This window comes from Luteolibacter sp. Populi (genome assembly GCF_040801775.1).
Classification (GTDB): domain Bacteria; phylum Verrucomicrobiota; class Verrucomicrobiia; order Verrucomicrobiales; family Akkermansiaceae; genus Haloferula.
The window spans coordinates 3,637,144-3,655,017 of the sequence record NZ_CP161812.1 but is presented as its reverse complement, the minus strand read 5'-3'; the positions used below and the strand labels follow the sequence as shown (position 1 = coordinate 3,655,017).

Genomic DNA, 17,874 nt, shown 5'->3' with positions numbered 1-17,874 from the left:
TTTAGGCAGGCAGCTTGCTGCCGTGAAGAACGGGACATTTCCGAATCTTGCTCCGTCCATGGCTCGTTACACCCGGTGCTTCGCCTTTGCAGCGCCCCTGGCAGCAGGCTGCATCGGGACAGCGGCAGCAGGCTGCGCGCAGTCCACGGCGGCGGAGCCGCGGAAGGCACCTACCGGTGAAGTCCGCCTGAAGGCGGGACTACATACCCTTGGTGGCGGGCGATGTGGGTCGCTGCGCCCGACCGGTGCCCCTGGCAGCAGGCTGCGCGCAGTCCACGGCGGCGGAGCCGCGGAAGGCACCTACCGGTGAAGTCCGCCTGAAGGCGGGACTACTTACCCTTGGTGGCGGGCGATGAGGGTCGCTGCGCCCGACCGGTGCCCCTGGCAGCAGGCTGCATCGGGACAGCGGCAGCAGGCTGCGCGCAGTCCACGGCGGCTGAGCTGCGGAAGGCGGGTAACTAGCGACGGCGATCCCCGCTCCTATCGCGAGATGGATAGCGCTGCCGGGGTGGCTTCTGCGGGGCAGAGCCTCCGCGGTCCCGGGGGGCAGGCATGCGGCGGAGCGGATGGGATGCTTCGCCTCGGGCGGACTAAAGTCCGCGCTCCCGGGCTTGATTACCGGCGAATCACCGAGACCGGGGGCTTGGCGTCGGTCATCTTGATGGGCTGGATCAGGCCCTTGGCGTCGTAGGTGATTTTCTCGATGGCCAGCTTCCGGCCGCCGCGGAAGGGAGGGTCCTTTTTGCCGGTCTCCCAGCGGTGGTAGACGATGAACCACTCCTTGGTGCCAGGGTTCTCGATGAAGGAATGGTGGCCCGGGCCCTGGTGCTTGTCGTCGCTCTGGAGGATGCAGCCGCGGTATTGCCAAGGGCCGGTGGGAGATGGGGCGGTGGCGTAGTGGACGGAGTAGGTGGAGTCGTTCCACTTCCCGTGACTGTAGGAAAGGTAGTAGGTCTTGCCCCGCAGGTGCATGAAGGCGCCCTCGGTGAACTTCTCCGGCTGGGTGATCTCGACCTCGCGCTTGAAGGAGATCATGTCCGCGGCCATCTCGAAGACGCGGAGCTTCGCACCCGCACTGCCGCCGACGTAGAACCACGCCTTTCCTCCGGCGGGATCGACGAAGACCATCGGGTCGATGGCCTCGAAGCCCTCGAAGCCGGTGAGCAAGGGCTTGCCGCTATCGGTGAAGGGGCCGGTGGGTGAAGGCCCGCTGGCGACGCCGATGCGGCTGGGCGTCGGGTGCTGAGGTCCAACGGAGTAGTAGAAGTAAAACTTGCCGTTCTTGGTGGCGAGGGCGGGTGCCCAAGCACCGTGCCAAGGGGCTCCATCGGCCTTGACCCAAGGGATCTTGTCGAGGTCGAGGATCGTGCCCTCGCGCTTCCAAGTGCGGAGGTCGGTGGAGCGGTAGGCGGCGAAGATCGGGTCGCGGGAACGGGCCTCGGTGGGGAAGAGCCAGTAGTTCTTGCCGACGACGGCGGCGTGGGGGTCGGCGCCATCGAGGATGGGGTTGGCCTGGGCTAGAAGGGGGAGGAGGGTGGCGAGGATGAGCAGGCGCATCGGAGGGGAGACTACGAACCAATCACTAATCACTAATCTTTAAATCATAAATCAGTCTGTGGCTGCGCCGCGGAAGCTTGCTTGGACGGCGAGCCCGGTCGTTTGAGGCTTGGGGCGGGTTGGACAGTTCCGGCGGCCCTCCGGGACGCGGTTGGTCCGTGGATGCAACCGTTGGTTCCGTTGCACTCCACCACCGGCAATTCAGAATTGCAGGGATCGTTTCCCGAAAGGTACGGCTGGGGGCGGCTGTGACCCGATGTTCCGAGCCGTATGCCGCAGAGGAGCTCCATAAGCCTGACCGCTCGGAGAGCGGTCCCTGCCTTCCCGGAGGATTCTAGTGGACCAAGGACGGGACCAGGACTCCGGGGGTGCGGAGACGGTCGAGTCGCTCGATGCCGCTGCGCACGTCACGGAGCAGGGCGCCGAGATTGAGGCGGAGGGATTCGCGGGTTTCGGGATCGTTCCAGAGGCGGAGCAGGACGCGCTCGAGCCGGCGGTCGCTGCGCTCGCATTCGCGGGGCAGGCCCTCGCGGAATGTGGGGAAGCGGCGGCTGACGAGGCTCATCCAAATCTGCTGGAAGCCGGCCTCGCGGCTGAAACCGAAATCGGCCGTCTCACCCGATTCCTCGATCCAAGCGGCAATCCGGTCGGCTTGGGCGTTCCGCTCGATGGCCAAGTCATTGCAGACCTGCGTCAGGATCCGGGACTCGGAGATCGATGCCGCATGAAGGTAGGCGCTGACCGCATCCAAGGTGCGGGTGAGGGCCGTCTGAAGAGTAACGGAAGAAGCCTGGGCTGGCAGGCGAAGCTCGTTCATCCCTTACCCTTTGCAGGGGGCGTGCCGCTTTTAAAAAATCCATCAGTTGCTTGATGCAGCAAGCCCTTCCCGGAGGGCCGCGGAAAAGACGGCAGATTTTGTGAAAGCAAACTGCAAATTCCGCGTGCGCTGCCGTGGCGCTTTGCAATCAGGAGCGCTGGGCTTCGATACCCTCGACCGCCCGCGACCATGCCTCTGCCAAGGTGGGATGGTAGTGAGGAATGGCGAGGTAGGCGGCGGCGCTGAGCTGGAGTTCGATGGCGGCTTGGAGCAGGTGGGCAGTTTCCACGACTTCCGGTCCGACGGCGGCGGCACCGAGGAGCCGGCCGGTTTCCGGATCGGCCAGGACTTTTACAAAACCGTGACGGGAGCCGGTGATCGCGCCCTTGCCGTGGTCAACGTAGCTCTGGCGGGCGACGAGGATCGGGACGTTCTCCTCCGCGGCCTGGGTTTCGGACAGGCCGATGCGGACGCACTGGGGCTCCGTGAACCATGCGGACATGGCGGAGTGCCGGTTCCACTCCGCGGTCGGCGCGAGGTGATCGTGGCGCAGCAGGCGGGCGGCATTGCGGGCGGCGACCTCGCCTTGAATGACGGCGAGGTGGACGACGGGGAAGGGACTGGCGCAATCGCCCGCTGCGAAGATGTGGGAGAAAGAAGAGGTGGCGCGCTCGTCGATCAGGATGCGGCCCTTCTCCAGGGCGATGCCGATCTTTTCCAAATCCAAGCCGGCGGTGGCGGGAGTGCGGCCGGTGGCGAGGAGCAGGGCATCCGCTTCCAAGGCGGCGGCGGCGCCCTTGAGGGTCAGGTGGAAGCTGCTGCCATCGTGGCGGAGGGATTCGACCGTGGTTTTCTTGAGGAAGGCGATGCCACGCTCGCAGCTCTCCTTTTCCAAGGCCGTGGCGATGTCGGGATCGCTATCGCCCATGATCGAATCGCCGCGGGCGATGACGGTGACCCGGCTGCCAAGGCCCTCGAAGAGGTGGGCGCACTCCATCCCGATCGCTCCGGCGCCGAGGATGGCGATGTGCGCGGGAAGGGAGGGCAGGCGGACGACGTCATCGCTGGTCCAGAAAGGGGTGCCATCGAGGCCGGGGATTTCCGGGATGACGGGGTGGGAGCCGGTGGCGATGACGAAGGCCCCGGCTTCGTGAGTCGTCAGCGTGTCGTCGGGGCCGCGGAGTTCGATCCCGCGGGGTGAAATGAAGCGGGCGCTGCCGCGGAGCAGGGCGTACGCGCCGGACTCCATGGCCTGCACCCGATCGCGGCGGAAGTCATCGATGAGCAAGTGGAGGCGTTCGCGGAGTTTTTCGATATCGAGGACCGGCTCCTGGCTGCGGATGCCGAAGCGGGCACCATCGCGGATGATGCGCATGCGGTTGGCGGTCTCGATCAGGGTCTTCGATGGCATGCAGCCGCGGAGGATGCAGAGGCCGCCGAGGGTTTCCGCGGATTCGACGAGGGCGGTGCGCAGGCCGAGCGAGGCGGCGGTCCGCGCCGCGGCATGGCCGGCGCTGCCGCCGCCGATGACCAGCAGCTCGAATGGAGAGACTTCTTTCATCAGGCGATGCGGGCTTCCTCGCGGCGCGTGGTGGCATCGGCGCCGCCCCATCCTTCCGCGCCGCGGGCGAAGTGGAAGCTGGTGTCGGTAGCGAAGTTTTCGCCATCGAAGACGTAGCGTTCGATCTCGATGAAATCGTGATCGGCCCGGATCATGTGGAAGCCTTGTGGCTCGCCCTGCAGGCGGGTGGAGCAAACGGTGGCCGCTTGGGAAACGACACCGTGCCAGGAATTCTGCGGGCCGATGGCGGCGAGGTGAGAGCAGTGGAAGTGGCCGCAGAGGATGAGGTCCACGCGGTGGCTGGCGATCAATTCCAGCAGCGATGGCAGCGGGCGGACCACGTCGCGCTTGTGGCCTTCCGGCGCGATCAGCGGATGGTGGAGGACGAGGACGCGGAAGCTGCCGGGCGCGCCGGAGAGCCGCTGGTGGGCGCGCCGCAAATTCTCCGGGGAGAGATGGCCGAGCGACCAATCCAACGAAGGCCCGAAGGCCTTGCTGCTATTCATGCCCACGACATGCAGGCCGGGGGCGGTGTGGATCGGTTCGAGCTCTGCACCGAAGATTTCCCGGTAGCGCTGGAAGGGTGAGAAGAGGCGCTGGAAGGGCTGGTTCATCGCCGGGATGTCGTGGTTGCCCGGGATCACCAGGCGGGGCCGTGGCAGGCGCTCGACGAAAGAGCGGGCCTCGATCAACTCGCGGCGGCGAGCCCGCATCGTGAGATCCCCGCTGAGGACCGTGAGATCGGGCGCGAGCTCGGCGGCCCGGGTGAGGAAGCGTGCGGCGACCGCGGGATCGGCGGCCCCGAAGTGGGGATCGGAGAGGTGGAGAATGCGGATCATGCGGCCTCCTTTTCATCGGCGATGCTTTCCGGGGTGGTCAGGACGAGCAGGTGGGCCGGTTTGATTTCCATCTCGATCGGGAAGACCATGCGCAGGATTTCGCCATCGAGCATGAGCATGCAATCGCGCCGCGAACCGCCGCGGAGCTGCAGGCGGGAGGACTTGAAGTGGAGCAGCTCCGGATTCTTTTCCTGGCGGCCGAAGATGTAGTCGAGCATGCCGCGCATGGCGGCGCGGGCGTGCTTTTGCTTGCCGATGTAGGCGGTCATTTCGCCGGAGCGGAATTCGGTGCGGGCAGGGACGATTCCCGCGGCGGCCTTGTAGCGACCGGGGACGAAGGCGGAGAACTTGGTCTTGGCATTGCCGGTGCTGCCGTCTTCCTCGCGCCACGAGAGATGGAGGGGGCGGGCGCGGGCGAAGTACTTCGGCAGGCCGGTCACCAGCTTGAGAGTCTTCCTCCACCATTGGCCGCCGTGGTCGCGGCGCTCGAAGGTTTTCGCGAACTCCGGGTAGAAGCCGAGGATGGTGGTGCAAAGACAGGCCTGGCCTGCCACGTCGAGGACATCGATCAACATCGGCTGTGCGGTGGCGAGGAAACGGGCTGCGGCCTCCATTTCCAAGGGCACGCCGAGATCGCGGGCGGCGAGATTGAAGGTGCCCATCGGCAGAATGCCCAAGGCCACCTCGGTGCCGCCGAGATGACGGGCGGCGGCGGAAACCGAGCCATCGCCGCCGGCGACGATGATGGCATCGGGCTTGGCGGCGAGGCCCTTCTCCAAGGCGCGATCGAGCCCGCCGGGTTCGACGATGGTGGAGCTGACCTCGTGGCCGGCCTCGCGGAGGATGTCCTCCACGGTCCGTGCGACCTCGGAGGCATCGAGGCCGCGTTCGTTGCCGCCGGAGCCGCGGTTGAAGAGGAGGAGGTAGCGAGGCATGGCGTTCTGTCTATCAGCCGCCGTGCCCGATGTGGCGAGGGGCTACAAGATGCTGATGATGAGAGGTGAGCCTGCGGGGTGCTGGGTGAGGGGGAAGATCGAGGCGTGCAAGTTGCGGCGGGGGCAGGGTGGCGTGTGCAAAACGCATGGTCATGCACAAGTTCCCGCGATGGTTTGCAAGATGCACCGAATGAGGGCGGGTCAAAGGAAACTTATCGAGCCGATAAGCATCTTAAATTCAATGGATTGGTTCATTGGTTCGATCTTGGTTCGAGGATTGCGAAGGAGAGAGTCACTATGAATCCGATCCTTTTACTCAAAAGCAACGCGTGCCGTCTTCCCCGTACGGTTTTGGTCTCTTGGCCCGCCTGCTTTGCCGCTGTGATCCTGCTGGGTGCTTCGCTGGGTTTGAATTCTTGTGGGACTGCCCGCGGTCTCGGCAGCGATATTCAAAAGGGCGGCGAGAAGATCGAGGAAGCGGCGAGCCGCTGAAGTCCGCGCTTCCCTGAAGCAGCAAGCCCGCATCGACCGTGAGGCCGAGCGGGCTTTTGTATGTTTGAGATGGATGGTGTTCGGAATCGACTGAAGATCGAGCACCGTGGATCGAGGGAAGTAGCGCATTCGACGGTGCTTCACGGCAGCGAGCTGCCTGCCGAAGGCTGTGGCAAGCCCCAGCACTCCAGGGTTAATCCAAGAAGCTGCGGAGCATCCAGGCGGTTTGCTCGTGCGCTTGGATGAGGTCGGTGAGGAAGTCGGCGGTGCCGGCATCGCCCGCCTTGTCGATGGCATCGATGGCCTTGCGGAGTTCGCGGGCGGCTGCCTCGTTATCGTCGCGCAGGACGGCGATCGCTTCTTCGCCGTTGAGGAGTGCGCCGGGAACTTCCTTGAGAGTCGCCAAGGCCAGGAGCTCCTTCATCGAGCCCGGGCTCGGATGGCCGAGCATGCGGATGCGCTCGGCGGTCTTGTCGATGGCCAGCGCGAGTGCCTCGTACTGCTTCTCGAAGAACTCGTGGAGGGTGTGAAAACGGTGGCCGGTGAGGTTCCAGTGGAAGTTCCGGGTCTTGATGTAGAGGACGTGCTGGTCGGCGAGGATCGCCGAGAGCTGCTTGACGACTTGGGCGCGCACCTTCGCATCGAGGCCGATGTGGATGATCTCGGTGGCGGGAGGCGATTTGGCGGCGGTGGCTTTTTGTTTCATGGTTGCAGTGGATTATAAGCAAGACGGATACCGGTGTGACTTCTCTAGGAAAGGGGATTGAAATTCAGCGAGTTAGATGATTTCCCGGGAAATCGCCGGAGGACTGGAGATGGCAATTTGCACGATGCCTCTCGACCCCGCTTGCGATGCGGAGCGACCGGGGGCAGGTTGGAGCCATGTCCGATCCCCTCGCTGCGGTCAGCGACTCCTTTGAAATGCTGCGCTCGATTGCCTTCGGCGAGCGGGCACTGGGATTGCGGCGGGTGGCGGATCTTTTGGAGAGCCGTCAGGATGAGTTCGCGCGGCTGATGGCGGAGGAAATGGGCAAGCCGGTGACGCAGGGCAAGGCGGAGGTGGTGAAATGCGCCACGGCGTGCCGTCATTACGCGGAGCACGGGGAGGCGATGCTGGCCCCGCGCAGCCTGGACGGGGGGATGGTCACCTATCAGCCACTCGGGCCGGTGCTGGCGATCATGCCGTGGAATTTTCCCTTCTGGCAGGTCTTCCGTTTCGCCGCGCCGGCCCTGATGGCGGGGAATACGATCCTGCTGCGGCATGCATCGAATGTCCCGGGCTGCGCACGGGCGATCGAATCGCTCTTCGCCGAGGGCTACGGGTTCGCCGATTTCGTGAGGGCGGTCTTCGTGCCGTCGGGAGAGGTGGAAGGATTGATCGGAGATCCCAGGATCCGGGCAGTGACTTTCACCGGCAGCACGGAGGCGGGCAGGAAAGTCGCCGCGGCGGCGGGGAAGCATCTGAAGAAGTCGGTCCTCGAGCTGGGGGGCAGCGATCCCTATTTGATCTTCGATGGGGCGGACCTGAAGAGCGCGGCGAAGGTCTGTGCGGAGGCCCGGATGGTGAACGCCGGGCAGAGCTGCATCGCGGCGAAGCGCTTCCTGGTGGCGTCGGCGGTGCATGATGAATTCACGGAACTGCTGAAGCAGGAGCTATCGGCCTTCAAACCCGGCGATCCCTTCGATCCGGCCACGCGGCTGGGTCCGCTGGCCCGGGAAGACCTCCGCGGGGAGCTGCACGGGCAGGTGACGGACAGCGTGGCGGCAGGTGCGGAACTGCTGCTGGGCGGCGAAATTCCGGATTCTGCGGAACTACGGGAGAAGCCGTACCATCCTGCCACGCTGCTTGCCGGGGTGAGACCGGGCATGCGCGCCTTCGACGAGGAGACCTTCGGCCCGGTGGCCACGGTCACGCGGTTCAAGGACGAGGAGGAGGCGATCGAACTGGCGAACGCGACGCCATTCGGCCTGGGAGCGGCGGTGTTTTGCAGGCCCGGGGAGGGCCGCGAGAAGGCTTGGGGCTTGGACGTCGGGACGGTGGTGATCAATGCCCAGGTGGTGTCGGATCCGCGCTTCCCTTTCGGCGGGGTGAAGGACAGCGGCTGGGGCCGGGAGCTGGGCGAGGAGGGGATCCGGGAGTTCGTGAATGTGAAGACGCTGAGGTGAGAGGGATTCCGGGCAGGACTGCGGACCTGGATTTTTAAACCGCGAATGGACGCGAATGGACGCGAATAAGAACCGGGGCAAGGCAAGGAGACCGGATGACGGGCAACGTTTTTCCCGGAGGTCCGCCTTGGGAGTCTTCCTAATTCGCGTCCATTGGCGTCCATTCGCGGTTCGATCTTTTCCGATGCAGTTCGTGGCACTCCGGCAAAATGTTTCTTGCCAGCCGGGAAAAAGCGGGCAGTGTCCGCGCCCCCGCAAGAAGCGGGTTGTGTGATCCAGGAGACGTTTTTGTCGTGGTTTCCAGGATCTTCCGTCCTTGAACCACCCGACATTGTTCTTATTATGGAAACACCGCCTTTCTCCGAACTTGGCTTGCCGCCCGAGCTGCTCGCCGCCATCGAAACCCTCGGCTACGAACGCCCTTCGCCGATCCAGGCGATGGCGATCCCGGTCGCTCTAACAGGCCGCGACATCCTCGGCCTTTCCCACACCGGCTCCGGCAAGACGGCGGCTTTCACGCTGCCGCTGCTGGCGAAGCTGGACTTCAAGAAGAAGCATCCGCAGGCGCTGATCCTCTGTCCGACCCGCGAGCTCGCGGTGCAGGTTTGCGAGGAAGTCCACCGCCTCGGCGCGAAGCTCGGCCAACTGCGTGCGATCCCCGTTTACGGCGGTGCGCCGATGGACCGCCAGCTCCGTGCGCTGCGCGATGGCGTGCAGGTCGTGGTGGGAACGCCGGGCCGGGTGATGGATCACCTGCGCCGCGGATCCTTCGACGTCAGCAAGATCGAAACGGTGGTGCTCGATGAAGCCGACCGCATGCTCGATCTCGGCTTCCGCGAGGAGATGGAAGAGCTGCTCGCCGCGATCCCGAAGGAGCGGCAGACGATGTTCTTCTCCGCGACGATGAGCCGCGGCGTGACGCACTTGATCGGGAAGTTCGGCAACAACGCCCAGACGATCGAGATCGACCAGAAGGCCAAGACCGTTTCGACGATCGAGCAGAGCTGCTACGAAGTGCGCGAGCGCTCGAAGGTGGAAGTCCTCTCGCGCTTGCTCGACATGGAGCAGGCCCGCCTCGCGATCATTTTCTGCAATACCAAGCGCTCGGTGGACGAGTGCACCGAGGCGCTGCTGGCCCGCGGCTACACGGTGGACCGCCTGCACGGCGATATCACCCAGCAGATGCGCGAGCGGGTGCTGAAGCGTTTCCGCGACGGCACCATCGAGCTGTTGGTGGCGACGGATGTCGCGGCCCGCGGTCTCGACGTGGAGAACATCGACGTGGTCTTCAACTACGACCTGCCCCAGGATCCGGAAGACTACGTTCACCGCATCGGCCGCACCGGCCGGGCCGGACGCAGCGGTCGCGCTGTCAGCTTCGTCTTCGGCCGGGAGATCCACCGCCTGGAGATGATCGAGCGCTATACGCGCCATCCGATCCGGCGCGACCGGGTGCCGACGCAGGAGATGGTGGAAGGCCGCTTGGCCGACCGCTTCTTCGATCAAATCAAGGAGCGTCTTGAGAAGGGCGAATTCGAATCGCACGAGAGCCAGATGGACCGCTTGCTCGAGCAAGGCTTCACGCCGACCGACATCGCCGGCGTGCTGATCACGATGCTCAAGGAAAACTCCGGCCGCGAATTCGGAGAGATCGCGGAAGACCGCGAGGTGCCCGGCCAGCGTGGCCGTCGCGACACCCGCGAGCCCCGAGGGGATCCGCGCGGCGACTACCGCGACCGCGGCCCACGCGAGCCGCGTGAATTCCGCGAGCGCACGCCGCGCCAGGATGGACCGCACGACAACGCCGACATGGTGCCGCTCTTCTTCTCACTCGGGAAATTCCATGGCGTGAAGGTCGGCGAGATCATCGGCATGCTCTACGGCGAAGCCGGCCTACCGGACGGCGCCGTGGGTCACGTGAAGCTCTTCGCCAAGCACAGCTGCATCGACGTGCGGAAGGATTGCGCGGACCGCCTGATCCAGATTTCGAAGGGCGCGAACCTGCGCGGCCGGAACTTCATCCTCGATTACGATCGGGGTCCGAAGAGCGCGCAGCAGGGCGGGCCGGAGTGAGGTAGGGATTTTTCCCGCCTCATCGTAGGGTGAGGCGGGTCTCGAATGGACCGAGAGCGGGGCCGAAGCCGACGATGACGAGGAGTAGGACATAGAAGATGGCGGTGCGTTTCATCGATGCGTGGAGCGATCAGGGGACCGAGCGGACGACTTCGGGGGCCGGCTCTTCTTCCTCGGGAGAAAACCAGGTGTAGAAGCCTTCCGTCAGCTCCAGCTTCAGCCACTCCCCGAGCATGCCGAAAAGGCGGAGCATGTCCTTGCGTTCGAGGGTGAAGCCGGGGATCAGGCAGCGCATGCCCTTGTTGGTCCGGCCCAGCAGGCCATGCTTGCGGCGGCGCTTGGCGATGGTCGCGAAGCGGCGGTTGTAACAGCTCATCAAGCCGGAGAAGACCCTGCCGCTCGGCGGCGAGAAGGGCGGCGAGAGCAGGGCCACGGCTCCTTCGGCGAAGGGCGGCTGGACCACGCCCCAGTAGTAGAGGCTGAGGTCGAGGCGGAAGGCCAGGCTCATCAGGTCGAACTCGCCCATGTAGTGGTACTTGTCCTTGTAGACGGACTCGAACCAGCGGCGGTGGCAGACGGCGAAGTCGCGGTTGTGCTTCGCGATCAGCGCGGGCATCGACTGCCCCTCGAGCTGCTGGGAAATGAGATTCGCCGCACTGCTGGTGCTGAAGGAAATCCAGTCCATGCCGGGGCTGTAGAAGGGATCCATGAAGGCCGCGGCATCGCCGACCAGCACGAAGCCATCCCCGGAGAAAGTGGTGCTGTAGTAGGCGAGGTTGCGACGCCAGTGGACGTCCTCCTCATCGTAGGTCGCATCCGCCAGCAACTCGGCGGCGACGGGATGCTTCATCAAAAAGTCCTTCAGGCGGTCGGCGACCTTGCCGCCTTCCGGCCAATCGACGATGCGCTGGTCGAAGACCACTCCGACGCTAGTATCGCCGCCCTTGAGCGGAATCCACCAGCTCCACCAGCCATCGCCAATGATGTGATTGGTGGCGGTGCCGCGGATCCCGTTGATCACACTGGCCCACTCCGGATACTTCTGGGAAAGCTCGAGGCCGTCCCAATCCTTCAGCCCTCTCCAGCGCGACCACGCGGCGGCGGTGGGGTGCTCGGTATTGCGGACCCACCAGCCGTTCTTGCGGGCGAGCAGCGCGGCGACGCCCGAGGCATCGACCACCCAGCGTGCCTTCACCGTGTGGACGGTGTCGCCGTGCTTGAGCTCGACGACCTGCTGGCCGCCGGCGACCAGCTCGACGTTCTTGATCACCGCGGGCCGCAGGATCTGTGCTCCGGCGAGGCCCGCGCGGCGCAGCACTTCCTCATCGAAGGTCGAGCGGTCGAGCTGGTACGAGGGAAGTCGTACCTGATACTTCGCGCCAAGCTCGCTGGCGTCGGCGATCGATTCCACCTTCTCGTTCTTGAACCAGAAACGCAGACCCTGCTTCGCGATGTGGTTTTCGTTGAGGTAACGGGTCAGCCCGAGCACGCGGCCCATGAAGAAGGCGCTGACCTCCACCGTGGCCTCGCCGACGCGGCGGGTCAGCTTCCCGGTGCGCTCGACGATCAACAGGCGCAGCCCGGGATTCCGGCGCATCAGCAGCGTGGCGGTCGCAGCACCGGAAAGGGCACCGCCGAGGACGATCACGTCGTATTCGGCGGCGATGGCTTGGGGGTCGGAGGTCATGCGGATTCAGGCGGCTGGTGGTTCGGCAGCGGCGGGATCGGAGAGGTCGAGATGCGGCACGAGTTCGAAGCGCTTCTGGATCGCGCAGATGGCGTAGAAGGCCCACACGTGCAGGCGCAGCCGCCAGCCCAGCCGGGTGTTCCCGGCCACCAGGTTGTTCACCGCCCACTCCATGCCCTTGGGTGGATTCTTGTCCATGAAGACCTCGAAGGCCTTGTTGTCATAGAACATCTTGATCATGTTCAGGAACACTTGGCACATCTTGCCGACGTGCTTGGTGTAGCGCTTCTGCGCGCGCGGCGAAAGCGCGGTGCCCTTGGCATCGGCGGCGATGCATTCCTTCGCCGCGGCATTGCCGGAACGGATCGCCAGCATCACGCCGGAGGAGAAGATCGGGTCGATGAAGCCCGCGGCATCCCCGATCAGGAACCAGCGCGGTCCGGCATTCTGCAAATGGCGGTAAGTGTAGTCGCCCGCAAAAGCGAACTCGTTCACGCGCTCCGACTTGCCCATGCGACGCTGCAACTCGGTGGTGGTGGCGACGACATGGTTGAAGCACTCGCCGGGTGACATGCCGGTGGCCTTGAAATGCTCCAGCGTTTGCACCAGGCCGACCGAGGTCCTCTCCGCATCGAGCGGGATCATCCAGAACCAACCGAAGTCGAGGCGGACGATCGTGATATGCCCTTGGTCGGGAAAGCAGTTGCGCTCGACGCACTTGAAGTGGGCGAAGGTGGCGAATTTCTTCGGCAGACCGAGGTCGGTCTTCGGGAGCTGCATCTGCTTGCCGAGGAAGGCATCGCGACCGCTCGCATCGAAGATCCAGCGCGCGCTCACCTGACGGGTCGTGCCGTCCTTGTCACAGCTCACGGTCACGCCGTCGTCCGTGATGGTCGCGGACTTGACCTTGGTCTCCTGCCAGATCTCGCAGCCGAGCGAGCCGGAGTGCTCTAGCAGCAAGTTATCGAATTTCGCACGTTCGACTTGGAAGGTCTGGGCGTAGCCGGCCTTAAGGTAACGGCCGAAGAGGATGCGGATCGAGGCCTTTGAATTCCCGAGCACGAACTCCGCGCCGAGCTTTTCCATGAAGGCCGACTTCTCCATCTTCTCCCAGGCGCCGATCTCGCGCAGCACGTCGTTCCCGTAGGGGATCAGCGATTCGCCGACGTGGAAGCGCGGGAAGCGCTCGCGCTCCAGGATCAGGACTTTCTTCCCGGCCTTGGCGAGGGTGGAGCCCGCCGTGCTGCCGCCGGGGCCGCCACCGATGATGATTGCGTCGTAATCCATTGGGAAGGTGTGCGGGATTTACCGCAGGTCCCCTACCCCTCCAAGGCGATTCGGGGGTCAAGTCGCCTTTTGTGGAATTTCCGGGACTCCCGATTGCATGGCGCCGGCCCTCCTGTTTACGAGGGACTTGCCACACCGGATGGATCGGCTTGAGTGGGGCCATGGAGCTGAAGAAAGGACTCGCGAGATTCGCCATCATGCTTCCATGGGCTTTGGCGTGCGCGTCCTGCGGGTCGCTGCGCTCGAATGCGGGCCGCTCCACCGAATCGCGGCCACAGGCCAGCGACACGCTGACCGGCACCGGACAACTGGCAGTGAGCGCCTTCCGCGCGACGGCGATGGCCGGGGTGCGGCAGCCTTTCACCACGGTCCGGACCGGCCTGGCGGTGCTGTGGCACCGTCCGCGGGAGATCGTCAGCGGCAACCTGCCGGTGGAGATCATCAGCGGGCCGCAACCGGTGGAGATCCCCGGCACGCCGGAATTCGAGGTCCTGCTCGATCGGAACGGCATCCCCAAGGGCATGCCCGGCAGCGTCTCGTGGCTGGTGGACGGGGAGGAGTTTTTCCCGGAGCTGGACCGGCAGATCGCGAAGGCCACGCAGTCGGTGGACGTCCAGGTTTTCATCTACGACAACGACCAGATCGCGGTCCGCTACGCGGATGTTTTGAAGGGTAAGGCGACGCAGGTGCCGGTGCGGGTGATGTTCGATGACCTGGGCAGCACCTTCGCCCACACCGCGGCGCCGGAGACGCCCGGTCCGCAGGGCTTCGCGCCGCCGGCGGACATCTCGGCCTACCTGCGGGAGGGCTCGAAGGTGCGGGTGCGGCGCACCCTCAATCCGTGGCTGATCTGCGATCACACCAAGCTGCTCGTCTTCGACCGCAGCACCGCGATCCTCGGCGGGATGAACATCGGCCAGGAATACTATTCCGAATGGCACGACCTGATGGTGAAGGTCGAAGGCCCGGTGGTGGCGGGGTTGAGCAAGCAATTCAACAAGGCATGGCGCAAGGCCGGGCCCTGGGGTGACTTCGCGCTGCTGGGCAAGCCGGCGCCACGCAAGGGGCCCGCGACCGTGCCGAACGAGATCCCGCTGCGGATCATGCGCACCGATCCCGCCAAAGGGCAGCGGCACATCCTGGATGCCTCGCTGCTCGCCATCCGGGCGGCACGGAAACGGATCTGGATCGAGAATCCCTACTTCGCCCACGACGACACCGCGCAGGCACTGGCCGCCGCCGCCCGGCGCGGGGTGGACGTGCGGGTGATCCTGCCCGCCCGCGGCGACTCGACGATCATGGACATGGGCAATCTGGCGACCGCCCGGCAGTTGATCCAGGCGGGGGCCAAGATGTATCGCTACCCGCGGATGACCCACATGAAGGTGATGATCTGCGACGGCTGGGCCCAGGTCGGCTCGGCGAATCTCGATACGCTGAGCATGCGGATCAACCGGGAGCTGAACCTGGGCTTCTCCGATCCGGCGACCGTCCGCTCGCTGGAGCAGCGGGTCTTCCTGCCGGATTTCAGCAGCTCGCGGCGGATCAGCTTGGAAGAAACGGGCTCGGCCATCGCGCCGATCGCGGAAGCGGTGGCGGATCAACTCTGAAGGATACCATGAGAGGAGTTCGTTACGATCCCGTGCGAGGGCTGCTGCAGGCCCAAGGTCCGCTGTTGGCGCTGATCACGCTCATCTTCGCGATCTACGTCCTCCAAGAGATGAAGGGCGAGGAGTGGTACGGTCCGATGATGGCCGTACCGGGAGAAATCGTGGCGAGCTTGCAGCATCTCCGCGAGGGCAACTTCTCCCTAGCCGATGCCAAGGAGTTCGGGACCTTGGTAAGCTGCGCCTTTCTGCATGCCGATCCCTCGCATGTGATCTACAACATGCTCTTCCTCTGGATCTTCGCAGCCTTGGCGGCGGAACTGGTGGGACACCGTTGGGTCTTCGCGGTATTCCTCATAACGGCAATAACCGGATCGGCTTTCCATGTGGCGATCAATGCCCAAAAGTTCATCCCGATGCTGGGTGCCTCCGGGGCGGTGATGGGCTTCGAGGGCTTTTATCTCGGAATGTCCCTGCGCTGGCATCTTCCGGCACCGCACATCTGGCCGATGGCGCGGCCGGTGCCGCCCGGCCAGCTCGCGGCCCTCGGAGTCGCCGGAGTGTTTATCGACTATACCTCGCTGATGAGCCATTCGGCCTCGAACGTGGCCTACGGGGCGCACTTGGGAGGCTTCGTGGGCGGGCTGGTGATTGCGGCACTGGCACCGCTCCGACCGCGGGGTGCGCGGTCGCGGCACTAGCTGCGTTTCAAATGCCTCTGGACGGCTGCCTGATGTGTGTTAGAGATGAAATGCTATGAAAATGTCCACCCTTGTCCCACTGGGCGTGATTCTGGCGCTCTCCGCGCCCTCATGCAGTTACTATGCCGCCGATGGCTACCAAGCCGCCGGCTACAGTCCGCGCGATGCCTACTACCGGGGTCATACCGACGGTAGCGGCGATAAATACCGCGGACTCGCCTACGATCCGCACATCAACGAAGACCGCACCCTGCCGAGCGCGCACCGCAATGATTACATGTGGGGCTACGTCGACGGCTTCCGGAATCCGGGCGGCTACGGCGGGAGCAAATAGACGTTCGCCGTCGCTGCAGGAAGTTTCCCCCGGTTCGGTTCTTAGCGCCCCCCCGGCGCTAGGAAACTGCGCCTCTGTCATCGGCCGGAGCCTTTACTTTTTCTCACTACGGTGCATCCAGCCACTCCTCGTTGAAGCGGGCGAAGAAGATCGTCTCGTAGGGCTTCGCGATCCCGCGCTCGTAGATCATGGCGACGGTTCCCGGGGCGATGACAGCCATGTCCGAGTAGGCGCTAGGGCCTTCGTAGATCGGCTTCGGTGCCGACCAGGTGGCGGCTTCATCGGCGGACGACCAGATCGAGATGCGGCTCCGCGTGGTGCCGTTCGCGCAGGAGAAGAGGATGCGGTTGGCGGGATCGCCCTGGTCGGTCGCGCGGAGTCTCAGCAAACAGCCTTGCACGGTCGGGCAGGTAAAGTGCGGGGCGTCGGCGAAGCCATCGGCTGCGTAGGTGGTGCCGCCGTCGTCCGAGATCGTGGTGGCGCGGGCGTGGGGGCCGGCGTGGTCGCGGGCATTAAAGAGGACTCGCGAGCCATCGTCGGGGGAGGGGCCTACCAGTTCGACGCAGGTGTTCTCGTTCGGCGCGACCGTGGCCGTCGTTTGCGCGATGCCGCCTAACTGCCATGTAACCCCGTGATCGTCCGAGTAGACGACCTGCGCTCCCATGGGCCCGCCGTCTTTGCCACCCTTGCCGATCCGGTGGTCGCAGGGAATGACCAGGCGCCCTTTTTGCGCGCCGCGCTTGAGCTGGATGCCGTGGACCGGCCCGGGTGCATACCAACCCCAACCCTCGCGCTTGATCGGATCCGTGATGTCCTTGCGCGGCGACCAGGTGACACCGTCGTCGGTCGAGAAGCTGTGGAAGACGCGTTCGTTCCCGCGGCAGAAGATGAGGTGGATGTGGCCGTTCGACTCGTCGAGGACCGGCACCGGATTGCCGATGGTGATCTTAGCGTCGCCGCCTTCCTCCTGCACCACCGCGAGCGGGCCCCAGCTTTTGCCGCCATCGGTGGAGCGGCGGAGAACGATGTCGATATCGCCATGGTCGGTGCCCGAGGTTTTGCGGCCCTCGCAGAAGGCGAGGAGGGTGCCGGACGCGCTGCGGAGCAGGGCAGGGATGCGGTAGGTGTGGTAGCCGTCCTGTCCTGCCGTGAAGAGGGCGCTCTCCGAAAATTCGGGCGCGGCCACGGCGGTGGCGGCGCAGAGGGCGAGGCAGAAGAATGGTCGGAAAAGGGCGATCATCAGGGAAGGATCGGTGCTTGGGCGAATCGATGGAACGCTGCGATACCGGCTCCTTTATCAGGCCGGCCGTTTACTTTTTACTGCCAATCGGGCGGCGGGCCGCTTGAATGCCGGGACTATGAGCCTGCCTGCGAATTTGGTGACGATCCATCCGTACTTCCGTGCCCACGAGGGGAAGTGGAACGAGGTGGAAGCGGTGTTGAAGGAATTCGTGGCGACGACCCGGAACGAGACGGCGTGCTTGTTCTACGAATTCACGGTGAATGGCGACGAGGTGTTCTGCCGGGAAGGCTATGCGGGCGGCGAGGGAGCGCTCGCCCACTTGGAGAACGTCGGCGCGGTCTTGGGCAAGATGCTGGGCTTGAGTGACCTGACCCGGCTTGAGTTCCACGGACCGGCCGAGGAGCTTGAGAAAATGAAGGGCCCCCTTGCGCATTTGAACGCTGTCTGGTTCGCGCGGCATTCGGGATTGGAACGCAAGTGATTGCCCCGGATTCGGGGTGTTAGGTGCAAGTTGAATGGAAGTTCAGCGATCCTACGCGAAAATGGACTGGGCTACGGGGCCGATTTGTGCTTCT

General features: G+C 64.7%; 17 protein-coding genes. 8 read left to right on the top strand and 9 right to left on the bottom strand.

Annotated elements, in window-relative coordinates:
* Positions 1-58 precede the first annotated feature (58 nt).
* Positions 59-310, top strand: a complete 252-nt coding sequence (locus ABWK72_RS14945; RefSeq protein ID WP_367870371.1) for a hypothetical protein — start codon at positions 59-61, stop codon at positions 308-310.
* A gap of 305 nt (positions 311-615) precedes the next feature.
* Here ABWK72_RS14945 and ABWK72_RS14940 read toward each other — a convergent pair whose 3' ends face one another.
* The 5 genes from ABWK72_RS14940 to ABWK72_RS14920 all read right to left on the bottom strand — a co-directional run bounded on the left by ABWK72_RS14940 (position 616) and on the right by ABWK72_RS14920 (position 5,709).
* Complete coding sequence (locus tag ABWK72_RS14940) at positions 616-1,557, bottom strand: family 43 glycosylhydrolase (protein WP_367870370.1); 942 nt, start codon at positions 1,555-1,557, stop codon at positions 616-618.
* 334 nt (positions 1,558-1,891) lie between these two features.
* A complete protein-coding gene (locus tag ABWK72_RS14935; RefSeq protein ID WP_367870369.1) occupies positions 1,892-2,374 on the bottom strand; it encodes a hypothetical protein in 483 nt (160 codons plus the stop codon).
* Between the two features lie 148 nt (positions 2,375-2,522).
* Positions 2,523-3,935 carry an NAD(P)/FAD-dependent oxidoreductase gene (locus ABWK72_RS14930; RefSeq protein ID WP_367870368.1) on the bottom strand — a complete coding sequence of 471 codons (1,413 nt, stop codon included), beginning with the start codon at positions 3,933-3,935 and terminating at the stop codon, positions 2,523-2,525.
* Positions 3,935-4,774, bottom strand: a complete 840-nt coding sequence (locus ABWK72_RS14925) for a metallophosphoesterase (protein WP_367870367.1) — start codon at positions 4,772-4,774, stop codon at positions 3,935-3,937. The genes ABWK72_RS14930 and ABWK72_RS14925 overlap by 1 nt, the downstream gene beginning before the upstream one ends.
* On the bottom strand, positions 4,771-5,709 hold the full coding sequence (locus ABWK72_RS14920) for a diacylglycerol kinase family protein (protein ID WP_367870366.1): 939 nt from the start codon (positions 5,707-5,709) through the stop codon (positions 4,771-4,773). The genes ABWK72_RS14925 and ABWK72_RS14920 overlap by 4 nt, the downstream gene beginning before the upstream one ends.
* Before the next feature lie 297 nt (positions 5,710-6,006).
* Between ABWK72_RS14920 and ABWK72_RS14915 the strand changes: the two genes are divergently transcribed.
* On the top strand, positions 6,007-6,201 hold the full coding sequence (locus ABWK72_RS14915) for an entericidin A/B family lipoprotein (protein WP_367870365.1): 195 nt from the start codon (positions 6,007-6,009) through the stop codon (positions 6,199-6,201).
* Positions 6,202-6,394: 193 nt separating this feature from the next.
* Here ABWK72_RS14915 and ABWK72_RS14910 read toward each other — a convergent pair whose 3' ends face one another.
* Positions 6,395-6,907, bottom strand: a complete 513-nt coding sequence (locus ABWK72_RS14910; protein WP_367870364.1) for a Dps family protein — start codon at positions 6,905-6,907, stop codon at positions 6,395-6,397.
* 176 nt (positions 6,908-7,083) lie between these two features.
* Here ABWK72_RS14910 and ABWK72_RS14905 point away from each other — a divergent pair, with 176 nt between their 5' ends.
* Positions 7,084-8,367 (top strand): NAD-dependent succinate-semialdehyde dehydrogenase, encoded by a 1,284-nt coding sequence (locus ABWK72_RS14905; protein WP_367870363.1) that lies wholly within the window; start codon positions 7,084-7,086, stop codon positions 8,365-8,367.
* A gap of 342 nt (positions 8,368-8,709) precedes the next feature.
* Positions 8,710-10,440 carry a DEAD/DEAH box helicase gene (locus tag ABWK72_RS14900; RefSeq protein ID WP_367870362.1) on the top strand — a complete coding sequence of 577 codons (1,731 nt, stop codon included), beginning with the start codon at positions 8,710-8,712 and terminating at the stop codon, positions 10,438-10,440.
* Between the two features lie 130 nt (positions 10,441-10,570).
* Here ABWK72_RS14900 and ABWK72_RS14895 read toward each other — a convergent pair whose 3' ends face one another.
* Both ABWK72_RS14895 and ABWK72_RS14890 read right to left on the bottom strand, forming a co-directional pair.
* Positions 10,571-12,127 (bottom strand): NAD(P)/FAD-dependent oxidoreductase, encoded by a 1,557-nt coding sequence (locus tag ABWK72_RS14895; RefSeq protein WP_367870361.1) that lies wholly within the window; start codon positions 12,125-12,127, stop codon positions 10,571-10,573.
* A 6-nt stretch (positions 12,128-12,133) separates the two neighbouring features.
* The gene (locus tag ABWK72_RS14890; RefSeq protein WP_367870360.1) at positions 12,134-13,414 is read right to left on the bottom strand and encodes an NAD(P)/FAD-dependent oxidoreductase; all 1,281 of its coding nucleotides are present in this window, start codon (positions 13,412-13,414) and stop codon (positions 12,134-12,136) included.
* A 197-nt stretch (positions 13,415-13,611) separates the two neighbouring features.
* Here ABWK72_RS14890 and ABWK72_RS14885 point away from each other — a divergent pair, with 197 nt between their 5' ends.
* The 3 genes from ABWK72_RS14885 to ABWK72_RS14875 all read left to right on the top strand — a co-directional run bounded on the left by ABWK72_RS14885 (position 13,612) and on the right by ABWK72_RS14875 (position 16,056).
* Entirely contained in the window at positions 13,612-15,024 is a 1,413-nt protein-coding gene (locus tag ABWK72_RS14885; RefSeq protein ID WP_367870359.1) for a phosphatidylserine/phosphatidylglycerophosphate/cardiolipin synthase family protein, read from the top strand.
* 8 nt (positions 15,025-15,032) lie between these two features.
* On the top strand, positions 15,033-15,722 hold the full coding sequence (locus tag ABWK72_RS14880; protein WP_367870358.1) for a rhomboid family intramembrane serine protease: 690 nt from the start codon (positions 15,033-15,035) through the stop codon (positions 15,720-15,722).
* Positions 15,723-15,783: 61 nt separating this feature from the next.
* Positions 15,784-16,056, top strand: a complete 273-nt coding sequence (locus tag ABWK72_RS14875) for a hypothetical protein (protein ID WP_367870357.1) — start codon at positions 15,784-15,786, stop codon at positions 16,054-16,056.
* A gap of 106 nt (positions 16,057-16,162) precedes the next feature.
* Here ABWK72_RS14875 and ABWK72_RS14870 read toward each other — a convergent pair whose 3' ends face one another.
* Positions 16,163-17,296 (bottom strand): exo-alpha-sialidase, encoded by a 1,134-nt coding sequence (locus tag ABWK72_RS14870; protein WP_367870356.1) that lies wholly within the window; start codon positions 17,294-17,296, stop codon positions 16,163-16,165.
* Positions 17,297-17,414: 118 nt separating this feature from the next.
* Here ABWK72_RS14870 and ABWK72_RS14865 point away from each other — a divergent pair, with 118 nt between their 5' ends.
* Complete coding sequence (locus ABWK72_RS14865) at positions 17,415-17,780, top strand: putative quinol monooxygenase (RefSeq protein WP_367870355.1); 366 nt, start codon at positions 17,415-17,417, stop codon at positions 17,778-17,780.
* Positions 17,781-17,874: the final 94 nt, after the last annotated feature.

What these genes read in the sequence shown, in the direction of transcription:
- ABWK72_RS14875 (WP_367870357.1), top strand. Translation starts at nt 15,784, where the DNA reads ATGTCCACCCTTGTCCCACTGGGCGTGATTCTGGCGCTCTCCGCGCCC.
- ABWK72_RS14865 (WP_367870355.1), top strand. Translation starts at nt 17,415, where the DNA reads ATGAGCCTGCCTGCGAATTTGGTGACGATCCATCCGTACTTCCGTGCC.
- ABWK72_RS14930 (WP_367870368.1), bottom strand. Translation starts at nt 3,935, where the DNA reads ATGAAAGAAGTCTCTCCATTCGAGCTGCTGGTCATCGGCGGCGGCAGC.
- ABWK72_RS14925 (WP_367870367.1), bottom strand. Translation starts at nt 4,774, where the DNA reads ATGATCCGCATTCTCCACCTCTCCGATCCCCACTTCGGGGCCGCCGAT.
- ABWK72_RS14900 (WP_367870362.1), top strand. Translation starts at nt 8,710, where the DNA reads ATGGAAACACCGCCTTTCTCCGAACTTGGCTTGCCGCCCGAGCTGCTC.
- ABWK72_RS14885 (WP_367870359.1), top strand. Translation starts at nt 13,612, where the DNA reads ATGCTTCCATGGGCTTTGGCGTGCGCGTCCTGCGGGTCGCTGCGCTCG.
- ABWK72_RS14880 (WP_367870358.1), top strand. Translation starts at nt 15,033, where the DNA reads ATGAGAGGAGTTCGTTACGATCCCGTGCGAGGGCTGCTGCAGGCCCAA.
- ABWK72_RS14905 (WP_367870363.1), top strand. Translation starts at nt 7,084, where the DNA reads ATGTCCGATCCCCTCGCTGCGGTCAGCGACTCCTTTGAAATGCTGCGC.
- ABWK72_RS14870 (WP_367870356.1), bottom strand. Translation starts at nt 17,296, where the DNA reads ATGATCGCCCTTTTCCGACCATTCTTCTGCCTCGCCCTCTGCGCCGCC.
- ABWK72_RS14895 (WP_367870361.1), bottom strand. Translation starts at nt 12,127, where the DNA reads ATGACCTCCGACCCCCAAGCCATCGCCGCCGAATACGACGTGATCGTC.
- ABWK72_RS14910 (WP_367870364.1), bottom strand. Translation starts at nt 6,907, where the DNA reads ATGAAACAAAAAGCCACCGCCGCCAAATCGCCTCCCGCCACCGAGATC.
- ABWK72_RS14945 (WP_367870371.1), top strand. Translation starts at nt 59, where the DNA reads ATGGCTCGTTACACCCGGTGCTTCGCCTTTGCAGCGCCCCTGGCAGCA.
- ABWK72_RS14890 (WP_367870360.1), bottom strand. Translation starts at nt 13,414, where the DNA reads ATGGATTACGACGCAATCATCATCGGTGGCGGCCCCGGCGGCAGCACG.
- ABWK72_RS14940 (WP_367870370.1), bottom strand. Translation starts at nt 1,557, where the DNA reads ATGCGCCTGCTCATCCTCGCCACCCTCCTCCCCCTTCTAGCCCAGGCC.
- ABWK72_RS14935 (WP_367870369.1), bottom strand. Translation starts at nt 2,374, where the DNA reads ATGAACGAGCTTCGCCTGCCAGCCCAGGCTTCTTCCGTTACTCTTCAG.
- ABWK72_RS14920 (WP_367870366.1), bottom strand. Translation starts at nt 5,709, where the DNA reads ATGCCTCGCTACCTCCTCCTCTTCAACCGCGGCTCCGGCGGCAACGAA.
- ABWK72_RS14915 (WP_367870365.1), top strand. Translation starts at nt 6,007, where the DNA reads ATGAATCCGATCCTTTTACTCAAAAGCAACGCGTGCCGTCTTCCCCGT.